Below are 16,693 nucleotides of genomic sequence, written 5' to 3'. Positions count from 1 at the left end.
TCGGTTGAGAGGAGAGACGGATGAGTTCGCTATCGGCCACGATCCAGAAGATCTTCAACGAGCCGGGCTGCGCCAAGAACGCCAACAAATCGGATGCCGAGCGCAATAAGGGCTGTGCCAAGCAGCTGCAGCCGGGCGGTGCCGCAGGCGGCTGCGCCTTCGACGGTGCCAAAATTGCGCTGCAGCCTTTTACCGACGTCGCCCATCTCGTGCACGGTCCGATCGCCTGTGAGGGTAATTCCTGGGATAACCGCGGTGCGGCGTCGTCTGGCGCCAGCATCTGGCGTACCGGATTCACCACTGACATGAACGAAACCGATATAGTATTTGGGGGCGAGAAGCGTCTCTACAAAGCAATCAAAGAGATCATCAAAAAGTACAACCCGCCGGCCATTTTCGTCTATCAGACCTGCGTTCCCGCCATGATCGGCGACGACATCAATGCGGTTTGCAAGGCGGCTTCGCAAAAGCTCGGCAAACCGGTCATTCCCATAAATTCGCCGGGCTTCGTCGGCCCCAAGAACCTCGGCAACAAGCTCGCCGGCGAGGCCTTGCTCGAGCATGTCATCGGCACGGAAGAGCCGGACTACACCACGCCCTACGACATCAACCTGATTGGCGAATACAACCTCTGCGGCGAGCTTTGGCAGGTCAAGCCGCTGCTTGACGAGCTCGGGATCCGCATCCTCTCCTGCATCTCGGGGGACGGCAAATACCGCGAAGTCGCCTCTTCGCACCGGGCCCGCGCTGCCATGATTGTATGTTCGAAGGCGATGATCAATGTCGCGCGCAAAATGGAGGGCCGTTACGGCATCCCGTTTTTCGAGGGCTCGTTCTATGGCATCCAGGATTCTAGCGATTCGCTGCGCCAGATTGCTCGTCTGTTGGTCGAGCGCGGGGCGCCTTGCGAACTGATCGAGCGCACCGAGTCGGTAATCGCGCGCGAGGAGGCACGCGCCTGGGCGACGATCGAACTGTACAAGCCCCGCTTTGCCGGTAAGAGGGCACTACTGATCACCGGTGGCGTCAAATCCTGGTCCGTCGTGGCGGCGCTGCAGGAGGCGGGGCTCGAGCTGGTCGGCACCAGCGTCAAAAAATCCACCAAGCAGGACAAAGAGCGCATCAAGGAGCTCATGGGGCAGGATGCCCTCATGATCGAGGACATGACGCCGCGCGAGATATACAAAATGCTGAAGGACGCGAAAGCAGATATCATGCTCTCCGGCGGCAAATCGCAATTTGTTGCGCTGAAAGCGGCGATGCCCTGGCTCGACATCAACCAGGAACGCTGCCACGCCTATATGGGCTACATCGGTATGGTGAAGCTGGTCGAGGAGATCGACAAGGCGCTGTTCAACCCGATGTGGGAGCAGCTGCGTCGACCAGCGCCGTGGGAGGAGGTGGCCAAGAATAGGCAGACCAACAGGATGGCGCAGATCGACGTCCAGGCTGTCGATGTCGCCGCCGATCCGGAGACGACCCGGCGCGCGAAAAAGGTCTGCTTCTGCAAGGAGGTCGATCTCGGCACCCTCGAGGATGCGATCCGCTCCCATGGCCTGACCAGCGTCGAGGCAGTCAGGCAGCACACCAGCGCGTTCGGTGGCTGCTGCAAGAGGCGTATCGAGGACATCCTGACGAAAATGCCGGTGTCCTCGCCGCCTGCCATGCTGCAGGCCGCGGAATAGGACGGCGTCATGGCGATCGTCACCACGCCGAAGAAGGCCTGCGCGATCAACCCGCTGAAGATGAGTCAGCCGCTTGGCGGCGCATTCGCCTTCATGGGTTTGCGTGGAGCGATGCCGCTTCTGCACGGCTCGCAAGGGTGCACATCTTTCGGGCTCACGCTGTTCGTGCGGCATTTCAAGGAGGCGGTGCCGCTGCAGACGACTGCGATGAGCGAGGTGGCGACCGTGCTCGGCGGTTATGAAAATGTCGAGCAGGCTATCCTCAACATATACAAACGTGCCAAGCCGGAGATCATCGGGATCTGCTCGACCGGAGTGACCGAAACCAATGGCGATGACGTGGACGGCTACATCAAGCTGATCCGCGAGCAGCATCCGCAGCTCGCAAAATGTCCTTTAGTCTTTGTCTCGACGCCCGATTTCAAGGACGCGTTCCAGGATGGCTGGGCAAAGACAGTGGCATGCATGGTCGAGGTACTGGTGGAGGCGCCTCCGGCCGGGGTGGAGCGTGATCCCGTGCGGGTGAATGTCCTCCCCGGATGTCACCTGACGCCGGGTGACCTCGACGAACTTAGGACGATCCTGGAGGATTTCGGCCTGAATCCATCCTTCCTGCCTGATCTCGCGGGATCTCTGGACGGGCATATCCCGGACGAGTTTACGCCAACGACCATTGGTGGCATCGGGGTTGACGAAGTAGCGGGCATGGGCCGGTCCAGCTGGACCATTGCCATCGGTGAGCAGATGCGGCGGGCGGCAGAAGCCATGCAGGCCAAGACTGGGGTGCCGTTCCGCCTGTTCGAGCGGCTGTGCGGCCTCATCCCCAACGATGAATTCATCGCTTTTCTGAGCGACATCAGTGGCCGCCCTGTGCCAGCTAAATATCGACGCCAGCGCGGCCAACTCAGCGATGCGATGCTGGACGCGCATTTCCATGTCGGCGGCCGCAAGCTCGCGATCGGTGCCGAGCCTGACCTCCTGTTCGACCTGTCCAGCATGCTTCACGAGATGGGCGCGCAGGTGACGGCGGCCGTGACGACCACGCAGTCGCCGGTGCTGGAGCGGATCGGAACCAACGAGGTGCTGATCGGCGATCTCGAGGATCTGGAAGAGCTTGCTGGGACGAGGAATTGCGATCTGCTGATTACGCATTCGCATGGCCGCCAAGCGGCGGCGCGGTTGAAGATTCCGTTTTATCGCGCGGGATTTCCGATGTTCGATCGAATCGGCGCGGGACACCAGCTATACGTCGGCTATCGCGGCACGCGCGATGTGATCTTCAGTCTCGCCAATCTCGTGATCGCCGACCGCGAGGAAAATCATCAGCCGGCGCCCGATAGCTGGCGGACCTCGAGACGGTCCTTAAAACCCGGCCGCCGCAGCTTCGTTGACGCAACAGAGGGGTCGATGGCATGAAGGTCGCATTCGCTACCCAAGACTTGAGGCGCGTCGATGCGCATTTTGGCTGGGCCAAGTACATCGCAATCTATGATGTTGGGCCGGTCGGGCACGTATTTCTGAAGGCAATTGAGTTCGACGGCGATCTCAAGGAAGACGGCAACGAGGACAAGCTCGCGCCCAAGATCGAGGCAATCAAGGATTGCGCCATCCTCTATGTCGGGGCCATCGGCGGCTCCGGTGCCGCGCGGGTAGTGGCGAACAATATACATCCGATCAAGGTGAACAAGCCCGAGAACATCCTGGTGCTGGTCGAGAAGCTTCGGCACGTGCTGAAGGGTACGCCGCCACCCTGGCTGCGCAAGGCGTTGGCAAAGGACCAGAAGCGCACGCTCGATTTCGAAGAATGAGGACGACATGACTGAAGCCGCGGATATCGTGCAGACCGATCGCGCGCTCGGTGCGCCATTCGTGAGGGAACTGATCAAGATCTGGCGCGCCCAGGACGTCCATGGCGCGTGGGACGGTAAGAGCGATCTCGATTTGCTCGAACCGTATATTCTGGACAAGGAGAAACGGCGCGCGCTGCCGATCGTCGGCGATCCGGATCCGGATACGGTCTGGCGGCTGGAGCTGTTCTTCAATGCAGTCGCGCTCTCGATCGAGAAGGCGACGGGTGTGATGATCCAGCCGATGCTGAAGATGCACCATGAAGGCTTTGGCCGCATGGTGCTGATCGGCGGCCGGCTGATCGTGGTGAACAAGCAGCTGCGCGATGTGCATCGCTTTGGCTTTGACAATCTCGCACAGCTCGTCGCGGAGGGTGGCAAATACGTCGAAGGCGGCATCGAGATGACCCGGAAATTTCCCGACGTGGCTAACTATTGAGAGCAGCTCATGAGCGACCTTGAAATGCTTAAAGCGGAAATAAGAAAGCTATCGGTCAAGGCGACGAAGGCCAAGATGGATCTGCACGATTTGTCGGAGGAACTTCCCGTCAACTGGACCTCGATCATGGCGGTAGCGCAGAAGGCGCACGATGCCTTTGCCGAACTCGAGCGCAAGCGCGAGGATCTCAAGGCGCTGGAAAGGGCCTAAAGGGTATCCGATCATGTCATTTGCAACGCGCGATGGCCGCGACTGGACGCCGAACTACCTGATCTCAATCGATCCCAAGAAGTGCATCGGTTGTGGCCGCTGTTTCAAGATCTGCGGCCGCGACGTCATGACATTGAAGGGGATCAATGAGGAGGGCGATCTTGTCGACCTCGACGATGACGATGAGATCGAAAAGAAGATTATGGTGATGAATGACCAGGGCGCTTGTATCGGCTGCGGCGCCTGCGCCCGGGTTTGTCCGACCAACTGCCAGACCCACCAGCCCGCCGCATCGGAAGCCGCTTGACAGCGCCTCTGTCCGCCTGTTCCGCAGGCAAGCGCGACTTGAACGGCAAAGCCTCGCTGAAGGGAGGGACTCTTCCACGTGCTGCGCTCGGGATAGAGCCCCTCGACGCCGATCCATTCCCGCCAGCTTGCGGGTGCCGAGCCGACCCCAAGGTAGAATCATGTTCTCGTCGCCCGCAGGTATCGAAACTCGAATCGAAAATGCCGGCTCGGATGGCTCAACATCTGCGGCATATGGAACCGGATATCGCCCACTCTTAACTTCATTCCGCTGTCGCGAACGAGCCGTGTCTCTCACCAATCCGTTTTGCTCGTAAGGTCCTGCCGTTCTCTTCGGCCTCACCCACGCTCGTTCCCAGCCGGGGTGGCTCTTGGTCCGTGCCGTATGGTTCCACCACACCATTTCCGACCGAGATGGTAGCGGATCCAGCACTTTGGATTCTATCGCACTTGACTCGGCTTTGGCGGTTCGGGCGGAGGTTGATCTTTTGGCACGAATACTTTGCAGGAAATAGCAATGCTACCGCCTCGTACCGCATTCAGGGTAATGGTTGTGTCGGTGCTCGGATCTCGTCTGATAAAAGATGTTTTGGTCCCGATCAATATTCTAGCGCCGTGAGCGAGTCTTTCTGAGGTGCTGCCGCGGTGAACCGTGAATTCGGTTATCACTGGGAGGGCGACATCGTAGCTGTGATAGCTTACGGTGAAACTTATTCCAGCTTTTTGGCGACGGCCGGTGCACTGCAACCCATCGCGGCTTGCTATACATTTTGCCCAGTTTTCGGCGACTCCCGGACCGAGGTACTGCTCGGAAAGAAAACCTGCTGCCGTTTCGTTGTGCTGACGATCAGTCCTTAGGCAGTTCAGCCGCTTCCAGGCATCGATTTCGTCGGTGTTACTATGATCGGCGACGAGCGTGCTGTGCGAGCCTTGTATGGTGACACCCGCGTAGCCACCGCCTTCGCTTGCCTCAGTTTGCCGGGTTTTTGACATTTGAAAGTGACGCTGAATTTGGCTGCTGCTGGCGCTGCACGCCCAATAATGCTCTGCGGCTTGATAACCTCGGTCGTTTGTCCCAACCCGCTTTGTTAGTAGTGCATCGGACAATATGGCGTTGCAAGTATCCACGCCTTCAGCCTGTAACGCAGTTGGATAGGCGGTGAGCAAAAAACAAAGCGAGGCCGCGTTGACACCTCTGCGGACAATAGGCTGGGGTGCCATTTCTCGCTCTCACAGAACTGCGGAATTCGTGAGTATTGATCGGAGCAGCGGACGCTCGTCGAGCGAGCCGACCAGCGCGGCGATTACGTCCATCAGCGTGATCCGCTGCCGCTCTATGTCGCTTGCGAACAGGTCTCTTGCATCGGAGGCTCGTCCAATGAACCGACTGTGACACAGGTCAGCGGATGTCGCGGCGCAACTACCACATGCATCGAATGATTTCCTTGTAAGGCCGACCTGCTCGGGCGTCATTGATCAGACTAGCAAGCTGGTAAAGAATGGTTCTGTGATCTCAGTGACTGGCGGCTCCTTCTCGTCAGAAGTGAGGACGGTGACAAATTCGTTTTTGCAGTTCCAGCAGCGCCAAAGATGGTGGATTTCCTGTCCATTGACGCGTTCATACCACTCGAGGTGGACTAGTCCAGAGCCACACTGAGGGCATTTTTCGTGATGTGCTATTGAGCCCGGTACCATGTGGAACGTCCCTCATTTTCCAGGTGGAGAATACGATTCCTGGCAGTCTCGGGAAATGATCTACATCAACGATTTGCTCTTTTTGGGGCACGCGCAGCGCGCCAGGAATATCCGGGTGTCAGCTCCGGAGCGAATTTCGGAGTCAACTCGGCCATTCCCGAACTCGCAGAAGGGGCATTCGCGTCGATTTTGCTGCTTCTCGGCCATGGCCGTCTAGCGACAGAAGACATTCAGACAGGCGCACGAGAAGTCGATCGATATGAGCCAACTGCGGATATCAACTCGCGCGACGGGCAAAGACTAGCGTAGCTCCCAGTGCGCACATGATGACACCCGACACCTGTCGCATCTTGGCAAGGATTAACGGTCGAAGGCCGGCTCTCGCTCTCGCAGCCAAATGGGTCGCAACCAAATCGACACTGGTGTTGAGTGCAACCGAGATGAGCCCAAGGACGATGAACTGCGCGGCGACGTTCGCGGATGGGTCGACAAACTGGGGAATGAAGGCGAGAAAGAATGCGGCCGTCTTCGGGTTTAGTGCCTCGACGATGATGCCGTCGCGGAAGGCCCGACGCACCCCGGTCGTCTGCATCTTGGTCGGCTCGACGATGCGCGCTTCGCGCCAGGTCTTGAGCCCGAGCCAGATGAGATACAGGGCGCCCGCGATCTTCAAAAAAGTGAATGCCTCGGCGCTTGCGATGACGAGCGCTGATATGCCGACGGCGCCGCCGAACACGTGCACAAGGCCGCCGAGACCTAGGCCAACACTCGATGCCAACCCTTCCGTTCTGCCGCCGACAAGCGTTCGCGCCACGATATAGAAGATTCCTGGCCCCGGCGTGATCGCCACAAGCAGCGACGCTGCCAAGAACAGGAAGAACGTCTGGAAGTCCGGCATCGCCCACCCCTCTAATCGCGTCAACCAGTTCGTCTAGGGCCGGTCTTCGCACACGATGACTGCTAACCTCAGGCCGGAATCGGAATGAGGGAAGCCACTTCCCGATCCTGCGGCTTTTCGCAAGCCGCAAGGCCGGCGGCGACGCCGATGCGGTCAGCCTCCGGCCGGTTCTGGCTCATCTTGCGCTTGCCCTCGAACCTGGTGACCGGAATGCGTACTCCGATGATCCCTCGCAGCTGGGAGGCAATGAAGTCGGTGGGGGCATCGCTGACGGCCCAGGGCTTCGCGCGCGACTTCTCATGGGTGTTCGTTAGCAACGTGACCACCTCGAGCAGACGTTCGGGCTCGTGGAAGAACTCAACCGGCCCGTACGCGTGGACGGCGATGTAATTCCATGTCGGCACTACCTTCCCGGTTTCTTGCTTGGTGGCGTACCATGAGGGTGTCACGTAGGCTTCCGGACCCATGAAGATGGCCAGAGCTTCGCCGGTCGGAGCCGAACGCCATTGTGGATTGGCCTTCGCCAAGTGCCCGTACAGCACTCCGTGCTCTCCTTCGGTCTCATCGAGGAAGAGCGGCAAGGGCGTCGCTATCGGCCCGTCCGCGGTGGCCGTGACCAGGTTGGCGAGGCCGGCGGACCAAATGGTCGCTCGGATGCTTTCGACCTCGTCATCTTTAAAGGCGGGGGGCACATACATGGCGGTTCTCCTCTTTCGGTCCTGGGATAGACCCAGCCTGGTGCGGTTAGAACTGCCAGTTATTACTGATTTTGATGGTCCAGTTGGAGGGGCATGGCGACTAGGACAATCGCCGCGAACGAAGCTGATCGACCGCCTGAGCCAGAAGCTGACAGCCGCGCTCAATCTGGCGCGCCTCCAGTGCGGCGTAACCCATGACAAGCCCGATAACGTCCGGCCGCTGCCGGCGGCTAGGATGGGGGTGAAAGAGTGGGGCGACCGGATAGATGCCGACGCCTTTGACGCGAGCAGCCTCGATCAACGCTGCTTCGGACGTTTGGGGCAGATCGCGAAACCAGACCACCACATGCAAGCCGGCGGCTGCGCCGTCGATTTGGACTCGATCGCCAAATCTGCGGCGCAAAGCGTCGAGCAGGACTTGCCGTCGCTCGCCGTTGCGCCGTCGGACTCGCCTGACGTGCCTGTCGTATGCACCGGTCTCGAACATTGTCGCGAGCGCTTCCTGCTCGATCAGCGGCGTGTGCCTGTCCATGATCTGCTTGGCCGCGGCGAACAGGGACTGGAGTTGAGAGGGCACCACCAGATAGCCGATCCTCAGCGTAGGCGAGAGCGTCTTGGAGACTGTCCCTAGATAGATGACGTCCTGGCTAGCTGCGAGCGCATGCAGCGGGGGGACCGGCTTAGTGTCGTATCGGTACTCACTGTCGTAGTCGTCCTCGATTACATAGGCGTCGAACTTTCTTGCCCAGGCGAGCAACTGGTGCCGACGCGCGATCGGCATGACGCCGCCCAGCGGAAATTGATGCGACGGCGTCACGTACGCGAGCCGCGCTTCGGTCTTCGCAAGCTGCTCCGTGTCCATTCCGTCGACGTCGACTGGAATCGGCACGGCGGCAGCCCCGTTCGCCGCAAAGACGTGCCTTGCCATCAGGTAGCCAGGGTCTTCCATGACGAACCGATCGTCGGAGTTGAGCAGCAGTCGCGCACACAAATCGAGCCCTTGCTGCGAACCGTTCACGATGATGATTTGATCAACGTCGCATCGCACGGTCCTCGAACGCCAGAGATAGGCCTGCAGCGCCATCCGCAGCCGCCGGGAGCCGCAAGGATCGTTGTAGGCCAATCTCGCGGGCCGCCGTGTCATTGCAGCGACCACGGCTCTTTTCCACGCGAGCACGGGGAAATCCGATGGTGAGAGGTCACCATATCGAAAATTTGCGAGGAGGTTGCGAGATTGCTCCTCCGAGCGCGGCGCGACCTGTCTCAAACGCTCACCGTACCCCGACAGTCGCACCTTCCGTGACAACGGCCGCGACGTAGTGCGCACGCGTCCCCCCTCGATAACAGCTTGTGCAACGCGCGGTCGTGCGCCATGGCGGATCTCGATGAAGCCTTCCGCCGCGAGTTGCTCATAGGCGATCGTCACCGTACCGCGAGATACGCCGAGTTCCGCGGCGAGGGCGCGGGACGACGGCAGCAGCCCATCGGCGCCGTACACGCGCCCCAGGATCTGATCCCTAAGCGCTTCGTAGATCTGACGCGCTCCCATTCGCGGGGTGCGGTGCCCAGGGGGCGCCTTGATCTGTGCCATCGAAAGTTCGCATAACTAGGCTTGCTTGATAAGCCACTCTCTAGCTATTCGCCTTTAATGCCAAGCTGTTCTGAGGAGTTAGTGGCGCAGGCAAGCCGGGGGGCGCTATTCCGGGGGGGTGCCTCAGAATCCAATCCAGCGTCTTCGTTTCGGCGACCACTTCGTGCGTACTAGTCAACGGCGGCCGGTGCGGTTGCAAGCGCCATACGGCGCAAATGCAGTTCGCCCCCGGTAGCAAATCGTAATCTTTCTGCTAGTGCACTTTCAATGAACTCAGGCGCTGCATAGCGGCGATTTTCACCGAATTATGGATTGCCTCGGGAAAGCCCTTTGGCAGGTCGCTTTCAATTCTGCCGAGCGCAGCTTGAGCGGTGAAGGCGACACGTTCGATTGATTCTTGAACAAGCGTTTTCGGTACGCCCGCGGCTTCGCCTATCTGCAAGAAATGCCGGCCGTCTACTTGGGCAATCCTGTAGTGAATGTTTGTCCCTACCGACATCGCGAGCTTCATGCTTGCGCTGAATTTGACCGGCGTCCAGACGCGGCTGTGCCGTGAGCACGTCGTAAAGCGTGTCAGATGATAGCGCCGCCGGCGTGATGAAGATGCTGAAATTCTTCGCATAGTCATCGCTCGCGACGATCAGCCAAGAGAAGATTTGCGCTCTGAGCAGCGCCGCCTGATCATCCGCTCCTGGCCACGACCAGCCTGCTAATCGGACAGCAGCGACCGGCTGTGGGCTATCCTGGCCGCTGCGATACGCCCACATGTACGATTTGGTCCGCGCGTCCCGTCCGTCTCCCTAACCTGAGTAGCGCCTGGCCGTCAGCTTGGGATCAGCTTTTCTGACTATCATTCGGAGCACCCCTGAGCAGCTTAGTGTTGCGATGGGACTTACGCTGAAGGAAAGCGAACGGCCATGTATGATCGGATCAGTAACTTATCCACACCGCCGACCCAAGCTGTCGAACCGAGTCAGTCGGTGGACAGTGACAGCTTTATGGAAACAGTTGCGGATCTCGCGCTGCGGCGGAGCCCGCTGCCTGGGGACTTGCCCGACATGGGGTGCTGTGTCAGCAAGCCCGATGTCTCGGAATCAAACAACCCGAGTACATCCGGTCCAGTGAGGCCGAATGACCCACTGTTCGACTACAGGGTGGCCGAATTGGCGGACGCGAATGTAGACGGCATATGCGTTGGGCTGGCTGCGGAATGGCTCGGCAATCTCCAGTACAGCCCAAGATCCCGAATGACTACGCTAACGCCCGGATCGGACGGGCACGACTCAGCGGCTGTGTGGCAGCAGCGCTATCAAGATATCAGGGAGGACTTGCGAAACGAAGGAGCAGAACCTCCTCAGGCCAACAGTGACGCAAAATACGCCATGTTTCAGGAAGCAGGTTTGCGACCATCCCACAAAGAGAAGGTTTACAGCTTCGACGACCCTGCGAGTATCTCGAGCATGTTGGGCAAACTCACTGCTGACGGATCGAGCTATTTGCTTAGTTTGAAGTTCGTCGAAGGTGGGGGACACACAGTTGCGACGTCGACCTTCGATGGAAGGACCACGCTCTTCGATCCAAACTATGGAGAGTTCAGTGTTACATCAGACCAGGTGGATACCTTGCTCCAACGCCTCGCGGACCGATATATCGACCCCAACGGGCTGTATTTGGAATCAATTGCCACACGAAAAATGTCTTGAGCCGGGCCTTCAGGCCACAGCCGATTGGCGCCCGCGCGGCCGAATGGGCCGATCGTGCTGATACCGACTTTTCCCGATGATGCCCCGTTGCGGCCGCCGTGGGTTTTCGAGTTCCGGATGGGGGCTCCGAAAGATACCGGCTCGACCTGCCAAGCGGCTCGTTCACGCGCATTCCGATGATCTCGCCCGGGTGTATCCCATTTGATCTCGCCACGTTTGAACGAACCCGCTGGACGGGAGTGGGGCAACCCTGCTGAACTGAGGTGTCCTATCTGAGAGGATGTTGGTCTTCGACCACCCTCTCAAGACAGAAGACCCAGTGGCCACGATGAGCCCTCTTCGGCACCGAATGATCGAGGACATGATGGTCCGCAATCTGTGACCGTGGACTCGACAATCCTACATCTGCGCGATTGCAAATTTTAGCCGACATTTCGGCTGCGCCCCGGACCGCTAGTTTCGGGCAGGTCCGGGCCTACCGAACCGCATCTCATCAGCCAAAAACGTTTATGGTCCCACATCAATCAGGTTGCCAGCGCGCCGCGCCTTTCTACGGCACACGGGCGGGGCGCTGGAAAGCGCTTCACCACTTGTTTGGTGCGGTCATTGCACGCGACAACAGGGAGCAGGTTCGTGCTGTAGAATCCCCCTTCCTGTGGGCCTGGAAAGGTGACGAAGGAGAGTTATGGAAACAGATTGAAGGGCTTGAGCGCCGCAACGGCGCTGAGCGACCATCTCCTGGCGTTGTTTACCGAGTGGAGGGCTTACGCCTGACGTCGCGCTGCTGTTTGAGCGTTTTGAAAGGCTGGGCTCGTTCATCTTGAACGATACCGGAAAGCGGATGTTCAGCAGAGAGATCGAGGCGCTTTACAAAGAGGCGGGTCAACGACATCCTCTTTCACAAAGAATCCTAGTCTGCCTCGTCCGTCCGGACCGAGCCCTACTCGCCGCGTTCCCGGCGCCGCCGTTGCCGTCTCTGCCATCCGGTAACGATCACTGGCGCAGGTCTGCAGAAAGAGCCGAAAGCTGTTATGCTCAGGCATGCGCTACGGTGAAACCGCGCTTCAGATGCTCCAGCGGCATGTGCGGGACGGGGAGACGACCCTCGCTCGGCAGCGCAGGCTGATTGAACGCATGACCGACGCCGGACAATCTACCGAGGAGGCCGAGAGGCTCCTGGCCAGCTTTATCTGAAAGATGAGCACGTCGCCGGAAGCGTTTCGTGACGCAGTCTGAACGGCCAGCCTCCGGCTGACGTCGGTTCCGTTGCTTTGGGGCCTGCGGCCCCCATGCACTTCCGCGCTGCTGCGGGCGGAAAACGGCGGCCGCAGGTGTTTTCCATCAGCGGCATCTGCTCGCCCATCGGGATGGATCGGTGGATGCCGACGACATCGCCAGAACCGGCGACGCCAGCTACCGCGAACGCCAGCGACTGGTCATCCGCGAGAGCGCGTTACGCGACGGCGTCACACTCGTTGAGCGACTGGCGGCGGGTCTTGCGCCAGATGCAGCGTGATTGATGAAGCCCTGACCTGCCAGCTTATACTTTCAATGAACGCAGGCGCTGCATAGCGGCCGCTTTCACCGAAGTATGAATTGCCTCGGGAAAGCCCATTGGCAGCTCGCTTTCGATTTTGGCGAGCGCAGCTTGAGCGGCAGCGGCTACCCCTTCGATTGACTCCTGCACGAGCTTTTTCGGTAGGCCCGCCACTCGGCCGGTCTGTACGAAATGCCGACCCTGCACCTTGGCGATCCGGTAATGGTTGTTCGTCCCTACCGACATTGCGAGCTTCATCTGCTTGCGTTGGACTTGGCCCGTGTCGAGGCTGGGCTGTGCCGTGAGCACGTCATAGAGCGGTGTCAGATGATAGCGGCCGCCCGGTGTTATGAAGACGCTGAAGTTCTTCGCGTGGCCGTCGGTTGCGCCGATCATCCAAAAGAAAATCTGTGCCTTCAACAGGATCGCCTGATCCTCGGAGGGGTTATCGCTGCCTTTGAGCAGACCAAGAAGCTTCCCCATGCCGGGGCCGCCATCGCTCTGGTACTTGCGCGTCGGCGGTACCGACAGGGCCTGACAGCAATCCTCTTGCGGAAGGCGGAGCAGACGGCCATCCCGGGTCCACCGCCGGTCGAAGCGCTCGATCACGAGCGCCGTTGTCTTGCCGAAAGTGGCAATCTCGGCTTGGTTCACCGGCAGGCCGAAGGCGGCGGCAAGTTTCAGGCAGTAGTATTCATTCTCGACGCTGTTCGAGAGGTTGATGCCGCTGGGCAGCTCCCCGATTTGCGTCTTGAAAATGTGGGTGGTCGGCGTTGTGCCGCGCGGCTTCAGCCATTTGCCGCCGTTCCGCAGCAGGGCCGTCTTCTCCTGCGTGCCTGCCAGCGAAATCCGGAAATCATCGTCGCGCCTGAGCCCGAGCGGAGCCTGGGTAAGCCCCTTGAGAAGCTTTTCGATCGCTTCGTCGTCGACGGCGTCGCCGACGATAGTGTGACCATCGCCATGGCGATCATCATCGTCGGCGACGAACTGCAGGGCGCCCACGCAGTCCCTGCCGATCGCAGCGAGCAGGCTGTAGGCATCGGTCCCGGCGGCGCCGACCTTTTGCGCCACCCGGCGGCGCAGGGCGTCCGAGTCGGGGAGGAGGTTGTCGAAGACAGCCGTAACGGCTTCGCCTCGGAAGGCATCCTCGCGCAGCGGCAGCGACAGCGAGACGGGAAGGGCATGTTCCCACCCGAGCCAATCATCCTCGTACCGGAATTGAATAGCACCGCTTGCCGCCTTGGTGAGGTGGCCAACAAGTCGGTTGTTGAGGAGCACACGCAGCGGTGCATGGCGAGGACGGCGGCCCATCAGAAGATTTCCTCGATGTCCGCCGGGCCAGCCTTGCGACGGGCCACAATGCGAAATTCAAGGTCGAGACCGGCCAGCACAGCGAGGATAGTCTCGAGCCTTGCCGCCGGGTTGCCGGTCTCGATCAGGGAAATGGTCTCCTGCCGCACTCCCGCCTGGTCGGCGAGCTGCGTCTGGCTGAGGTCGCGCTTTTTGCGGGCGCGGCGTACCAGATTGCCTATCTGCTGCGGTGTTCTTGCGAGATCGGTCATGGCTCACTCTCCGGCCCCGTTATTCGCTAAACCCGATAAAAGAGCAATATCGTATCTGGCGCATAAACAAAAGTTATGCGCCCGATCGCATAAAATCAATTTATCGGAAATGTCGCATAGACTACCATTTTGGCGCCGGCCCCTGGATGGGCGTAATGATCCGATGCGCCGCAGTGCGCGAAAGCACCCGCCGACGCGCCCCCAATTGCTTACACGGCCGGTTGGTCGGGCGGGTTGACCGCGACGGTCTCGCTAGCAATGCGAGACGCTGCCACAGCGCGTCCCGTTCGGCGGTAATATCCGCGACCTGTTCGAGGACTGTCTTGCGGAATTGCAGATCGCGCGTCACGCGCAACGGGAGCCCGACGGTCTCTGCTCTAAAAAGCCCGGTCATCTGCTCGATGATCGCCATCGCTTCGTCGATCCATTCCGTAGATAGATCCGATCAAGAGAATGTATTTTACCAATTGTGCGGTCGTCATCTAAGACTGTTGAGGGCAGCTGGGGCCAATCTAAGGAAGCGAGTCTCGAATGAAAAAATTGCTGTTTGTTACTGCGAGCGCCGTCGCGCTTGCAGCGGCGGTACCGACTTTCGCCGCTGATGGTGCCGCACCACCGGTCGACACCAAGGTACTCGTAGCCAATACGTCATATCCTGAATGCGATGAGGACCCGTTGAATGGCATCTGCGATCTCTTTTTTTGCTTAACCGACCCGGCGTGCTTCGCGCGCTAACAACGTAAAACAACTAAGCAGAAAATGGGATAGAGTCTCAGTACACCGGCGCTTGCCGGGACAGCGGTAACGTCCTCATTGCGTGCGGATAGGCGGCCATATGGTACAAGGGGCGCCGTCTTCGGTGTTCTCTCGGGCGACAATTCAGTCAGAGCAAGTCCACAACGTGGGGTGAGGGCGCTGTGCAAGCAGCGCTTGCGGATACTGCCTTCACCCTCGCCCACACCCAAAGGAGTTGACATAGCAAATGCTGGGTCAACGACGATGATCGACGAGCGCCTTGCTCACATGCGCACGCATCGCAACAACATTCGCCGCTACCGGGCGGGCGAGCGCCCTTCGGCGCTGCCCGCCCGATACGCGCAGCGCGCAATTGCTTCAAACCAAGCTGACGGAGCTGGAGAGACAATAGGTCCAGCGACGGCCGTCGGAAAAACGGTCGGCGCTCGATGCCCTCGCCAACGCCACCCTTCCGTTCAGCTTTCCCTCGCCGAGGCGACTTCCCGAGCGCGTGAGCACAGCAATTGAACTGACGCCTCGCTAAGGTGCCGGTCCCGCCGAACGCGTCGGGGCGTGACATGCGTTCCTCGGACGGGAGCCGAAAGGATGACGAAAGATCACAGTCTACGCGTCGCGTTTTATATATTCAGAATGTTGAGATAGTGCAGCTCGCGGCGCTGGTTCACTCGTGCAGGCGCCGATCGAGTGAGAGGCATTGCCTTGGAGCCGGAGGCCGATTCCGGCGGCAGGTAACAACATAGACCCTTCCGGCGAGGGGGCGGTGGACCACGAAAAACCTCAGGCAGGCTCTGCCGGGACATTCGAAAATATCATCAGCTGTCAGAATACCATGGATTAAGGCCAGAGAACGCAATTATTTGCTGCGAACATTTCTTATTACGAAGCGGTTCACATCCGGATAGCGGCTGTGGAAAGCCGCGAGAGCTTCTCTTCCAACATGTGCTGCGTTCCGGTGCAGTCATGTTCTTGATGAACTGATGGCTTGGTTTGAGCGAGCCGGTGGTGGCCGACTTCTATAAGCTTCTCGTCTACGAAACCGGCGGCTTCTTCGTCGACTATTGCGATACCGCGGAATCTCGGCACACGATGGTGCTCCTGCTGCCTTCGGACCATCGTGGCGGCGAACAACGTAGATAGAGTCTTGCTTTACGTGGTCGAGCGCGCCGCTTTACGATCCGATTCCTAAACAGCCAAGAGGTGCCTGATCCCACAAAGCTCGTTGGTCCGATGATCGAGCGGTTCTCGTTTTGCGACGACGCGCGTCGGACTCCCAAGACAGGTAGGGCGATCCGGAACTTTGCGCGATTCTTGCAAGAGTCATCGCAGGATGATCAGTTGAAGGTTCTCTTGTCATGAACGAGCGGCGGACGCAGTCGAATATCGCCTACGCAATCTGCGGCTTCAACGATATTCCAAGCCAGCGCGCCATGGGCTTCCACCTCATGATAGTGGACGAAGACGGCGGTCACAGGCCATGGCCCATTGTCGTGGTGCGCTGGGGCAAGCGGGTGTTTGCCTATCTCAACAAATGCCCGCACACGGGCGTCAATCTCGACTGGGAACGCAACCAGTTTTTCGATCCCCTCGGTATGCGGCTGATGTGCGGCAAACACGGCTCGACCTTCGAGCTCGGCACGGGCCGCTGTGTGGACGGCCGGTGCAAGGGCAGCAGTCTCACGCCGGTCGCGTTGACGGTGCTGGACGGCGATATCTGCGCGACCGGCGTGCGGCTTGTCCAGGGGGAGAATTCTTCTGGCTAAAGTTGA

At 59.5% G+C, this 16,693-nt stretch carries 19 protein-coding genes; 11 read left to right on the top strand and 8 right to left on the bottom strand.

Features of this window, described 5'->3' with window-relative positions; translation table 11 throughout:
* Positions 1-20 precede the first annotated feature (20 nt).
* Genes nifE through fdxB form a run of 6 tightly spaced genes read left to right on the top strand, consistent with a single transcriptional unit; the run spans position 21 to position 4,488 of the window.
* Positions 21-1,685, top strand: a complete 1,665-nt coding sequence (nifE, locus tag ACH79_RS39855; protein ID WP_161855653.1) for a nitrogenase iron-molybdenum cofactor biosynthesis protein NifE — start codon at positions 21-23, stop codon at positions 1,683-1,685.
* Positions 1,686-1,694: 9 nt separating this feature from the next.
* Positions 1,695-3,101 carry a nitrogenase iron-molybdenum cofactor biosynthesis protein NifN gene (nifN, locus tag ACH79_RS39850; RefSeq protein ID WP_161855652.1) on the top strand — a complete coding sequence of 469 codons (1,407 nt, stop codon included), beginning with the start codon at positions 1,695-1,697 and terminating at the stop codon, positions 3,099-3,101.
* Complete coding sequence (gene nifX / locus ACH79_RS39845; protein WP_057861970.1) at positions 3,098-3,493, top strand: nitrogen fixation protein NifX; 396 nt, start codon at positions 3,098-3,100, stop codon at positions 3,491-3,493. Before nifN ends, nifX begins: the two co-directional genes overlap by 4 nt.
* Before the next feature lie 7 nt (positions 3,494-3,500).
* Positions 3,501-3,971, top strand: a complete 471-nt coding sequence (locus tag ACH79_RS39840; RefSeq protein ID WP_161855651.1) for a NifX-associated nitrogen fixation protein — start codon at positions 3,501-3,503, stop codon at positions 3,969-3,971.
* 9 nt (positions 3,972-3,980) lie between these two features.
* On the top strand, positions 3,981-4,181 hold the full coding sequence (locus ACH79_RS39835) for a CCE_0567 family metalloprotein (RefSeq protein WP_057861972.1): 201 nt from the start codon (positions 3,981-3,983) through the stop codon (positions 4,179-4,181).
* A 13-nt stretch (positions 4,182-4,194) separates the two neighbouring features.
* A complete protein-coding gene (fdxB, locus tag ACH79_RS39830) occupies positions 4,195-4,488 on the top strand; it encodes a ferredoxin III, nif-specific (RefSeq protein WP_161855650.1) in 294 nt (97 codons plus the stop codon).
* 440 nt (positions 4,489-4,928) lie between these two features.
* On the opposite strand, the gene ACH79_RS39825 is transcribed toward fdxB, so the two are convergent.
* From ACH79_RS39825 to ACH79_RS45380, 5 genes are all read right to left on the bottom strand, one after another.
* On the bottom strand, positions 4,929-5,708 hold the full coding sequence (locus ACH79_RS39825; protein WP_161855649.1) for a hypothetical protein: 780 nt from the start codon (positions 5,706-5,708) through the stop codon (positions 4,929-4,931).
* A 751-nt stretch (positions 5,709-6,459) separates the two neighbouring features.
* Positions 6,460-7,080, bottom strand: coding sequence for a LysE family translocator (locus tag ACH79_RS39820; RefSeq protein WP_161855648.1), 621 nt, complete (start codon positions 7,078-7,080; stop codon positions 6,460-6,462).
* 68 nt (positions 7,081-7,148) lie between these two features.
* Positions 7,149-7,778 (bottom strand): FMN-binding negative transcriptional regulator, encoded by a 630-nt coding sequence (locus ACH79_RS39815; RefSeq protein ID WP_161855647.1) that lies wholly within the window; start codon positions 7,776-7,778, stop codon positions 7,149-7,151.
* A 100-nt stretch (positions 7,779-7,878) separates the two neighbouring features.
* Positions 7,879-9,369: a PLP-dependent aminotransferase family protein gene (locus tag ACH79_RS39810; RefSeq protein WP_161855646.1), complete on the bottom strand. Its 1,491-nt coding sequence runs from the start codon at positions 9,367-9,369 to the stop codon at positions 7,879-7,881.
* 344 nt (positions 9,370-9,713) lie between these two features.
* Positions 9,714-10,136: a HipA domain-containing protein gene (locus tag ACH79_RS45380; RefSeq protein WP_161855645.1), complete on the bottom strand. Its 423-nt coding sequence runs from the start codon at positions 10,134-10,136 to the stop codon at positions 9,714-9,716.
* 150 nt (positions 10,137-10,286) lie between these two features.
* Between ACH79_RS45380 and ACH79_RS39800 the strand changes: the two genes are divergently transcribed.
* On the top strand, positions 10,287-11,072 hold the full coding sequence (locus tag ACH79_RS39800) for a YopT-type cysteine protease domain-containing protein (protein WP_161855644.1): 786 nt from the start codon (positions 10,287-10,289) through the stop codon (positions 11,070-11,072).
* A gap of 1,375 nt (positions 11,073-12,447) precedes the next feature.
* Positions 12,448-12,588, top strand: coding sequence for a hypothetical protein (locus ACH79_RS39795; protein WP_156435723.1), 141 nt, complete (start codon positions 12,448-12,450; stop codon positions 12,586-12,588).
* A gap of 24 nt (positions 12,589-12,612) precedes the next feature.
* Here the strand turns inward: ACH79_RS39795 and ACH79_RS39790 are convergent, their stop codons facing one another.
* The 3 genes from ACH79_RS39790 to ACH79_RS39780 form a co-directional block, all read right to left on the bottom strand.
* Entirely contained in the window at positions 12,613-13,920 is a 1,308-nt protein-coding gene (locus tag ACH79_RS39790) for a type II toxin-antitoxin system HipA family toxin (protein WP_161855643.1), read from the bottom strand.
* On the bottom strand, positions 13,920-14,171 hold the full coding sequence (locus ACH79_RS39785) for a helix-turn-helix transcriptional regulator (protein WP_065755493.1): 252 nt from the start codon (positions 14,169-14,171) through the stop codon (positions 13,920-13,922). The genes ACH79_RS39790 and ACH79_RS39785 overlap by 1 nt, the downstream gene beginning before the upstream one ends.
* A 121-nt stretch (positions 14,172-14,292) precedes the next feature.
* Positions 14,293-14,583, bottom strand: coding sequence for a hypothetical protein (locus ACH79_RS39780; RefSeq protein WP_057861978.1), 291 nt, complete (start codon positions 14,581-14,583; stop codon positions 14,293-14,295).
* Between the two features lie 119 nt (positions 14,584-14,702).
* Between ACH79_RS39780 and ACH79_RS39775 the strand changes: the two genes are divergently transcribed.
* From ACH79_RS39775 to ACH79_RS39770, 3 genes are all read left to right on the top strand, one after another.
* A complete protein-coding gene (locus ACH79_RS39775; RefSeq protein WP_057861979.1) occupies positions 14,703-14,906 on the top strand; it encodes a hypothetical protein in 204 nt (67 codons plus the stop codon).
* Positions 14,907-15,929: 1,023 nt separating this feature from the next.
* The gene (locus tag ACH79_RS44905) at positions 15,930-16,064 is read left to right on the top strand and encodes a hypothetical protein (RefSeq protein ID WP_256380292.1); all 135 of its coding nucleotides are present in this window, start codon (positions 15,930-15,932) and stop codon (positions 16,062-16,064) included.
* 215 nt (positions 16,065-16,279) lie between these two features.
* A complete protein-coding gene (locus ACH79_RS39770; RefSeq protein ID WP_246738323.1) occupies positions 16,280-16,687 on the top strand; it encodes a Rieske 2Fe-2S domain-containing protein in 408 nt (135 codons plus the stop codon).
* The last annotated feature ends 6 nt before the right edge of the window (positions 16,688-16,693 follow it).

This window comes from Bradyrhizobium sp. CCBAU 051011 (assembly GCF_009930815.1).
In the GTDB taxonomy this organism is placed as follows: Bacteria; Pseudomonadota; Alphaproteobacteria; order Rhizobiales; family Xanthobacteraceae; genus Bradyrhizobium.
Note: the sequence above shows the minus strand (reverse complement) of the source record. Positions and strands in the feature narration are given on the sequence as shown.

Excerpts from the sequence above, each read along its gene's own strand:
- ACH79_RS45380 (WP_161855645.1), bottom strand. The coding sequence starts at position 10,136 with ATGTGGGCGTATCGCAGCGGCCAGGATAGCCCACAGCCGGTCGCTGCT.
- ACH79_RS39840 (WP_161855651.1), top strand. The coding sequence starts at position 3,501 with ATGACTGAAGCCGCGGATATCGTGCAGACCGATCGCGCGCTCGGTGCG.
- ACH79_RS39810 (WP_161855646.1), bottom strand. The coding sequence starts at position 9,369 with ATGGCACAGATCAAGGCGCCCCCTGGGCACCGCACCCCGCGAATGGGA.
- fdxB (WP_161855650.1), top strand. The coding sequence starts at position 4,195 with ATGTCATTTGCAACGCGCGATGGCCGCGACTGGACGCCGAACTACCTG.
- nifN (WP_161855652.1), top strand. The coding sequence starts at position 1,695 with ATGGCGATCGTCACCACGCCGAAGAAGGCCTGCGCGATCAACCCGCTG.
- ACH79_RS39820 (WP_161855648.1), bottom strand. The coding sequence starts at position 7,080 with ATGCCGGACTTCCAGACGTTCTTCCTGTTCTTGGCAGCGTCGCTGCTT.
- ACH79_RS39815 (WP_161855647.1), bottom strand. The coding sequence starts at position 7,778 with ATGTATGTGCCCCCCGCCTTTAAAGATGACGAGGTCGAAAGCATCCGA.
- nifX (WP_057861970.1), top strand. The coding sequence starts at position 3,098 with ATGAAGGTCGCATTCGCTACCCAAGACTTGAGGCGCGTCGATGCGCAT.
- ACH79_RS39780 (WP_057861978.1), bottom strand. The coding sequence starts at position 14,583 with ATGGCGATCATCGAGCAGATGACCGGGCTTTTTAGAGCAGAGACCGTC.
- ACH79_RS39835 (WP_057861972.1), top strand. The coding sequence starts at position 3,981 with ATGAGCGACCTTGAAATGCTTAAAGCGGAAATAAGAAAGCTATCGGTC.
- ACH79_RS39785 (WP_065755493.1), bottom strand. The coding sequence starts at position 14,171 with ATGACCGATCTCGCAAGAACACCGCAGCAGATAGGCAATCTGGTACGC.
- ACH79_RS39775 (WP_057861979.1), top strand. The coding sequence starts at position 14,703 with ATGAAAAAATTGCTGTTTGTTACTGCGAGCGCCGTCGCGCTTGCAGCG.
- ACH79_RS39825 (WP_161855649.1), bottom strand. The coding sequence starts at position 5,708 with ATGGCACCCCAGCCTATTGTCCGCAGAGGTGTCAACGCGGCCTCGCTT.
- ACH79_RS39770 (WP_246738323.1), top strand. The coding sequence starts at position 16,280 with ATGAACGAGCGGCGGACGCAGTCGAATATCGCCTACGCAATCTGCGGC.
- ACH79_RS39790 (WP_161855643.1), bottom strand. The coding sequence starts at position 13,920 with ATGGGCCGCCGTCCTCGCCATGCACCGCTGCGTGTGCTCCTCAACAAC.
- nifE (WP_161855653.1), top strand. The coding sequence starts at position 21 with ATGAGTTCGCTATCGGCCACGATCCAGAAGATCTTCAACGAGCCGGGC.
- ACH79_RS39800 (WP_161855644.1), top strand. The coding sequence starts at position 10,287 with ATGTATGATCGGATCAGTAACTTATCCACACCGCCGACCCAAGCTGTC.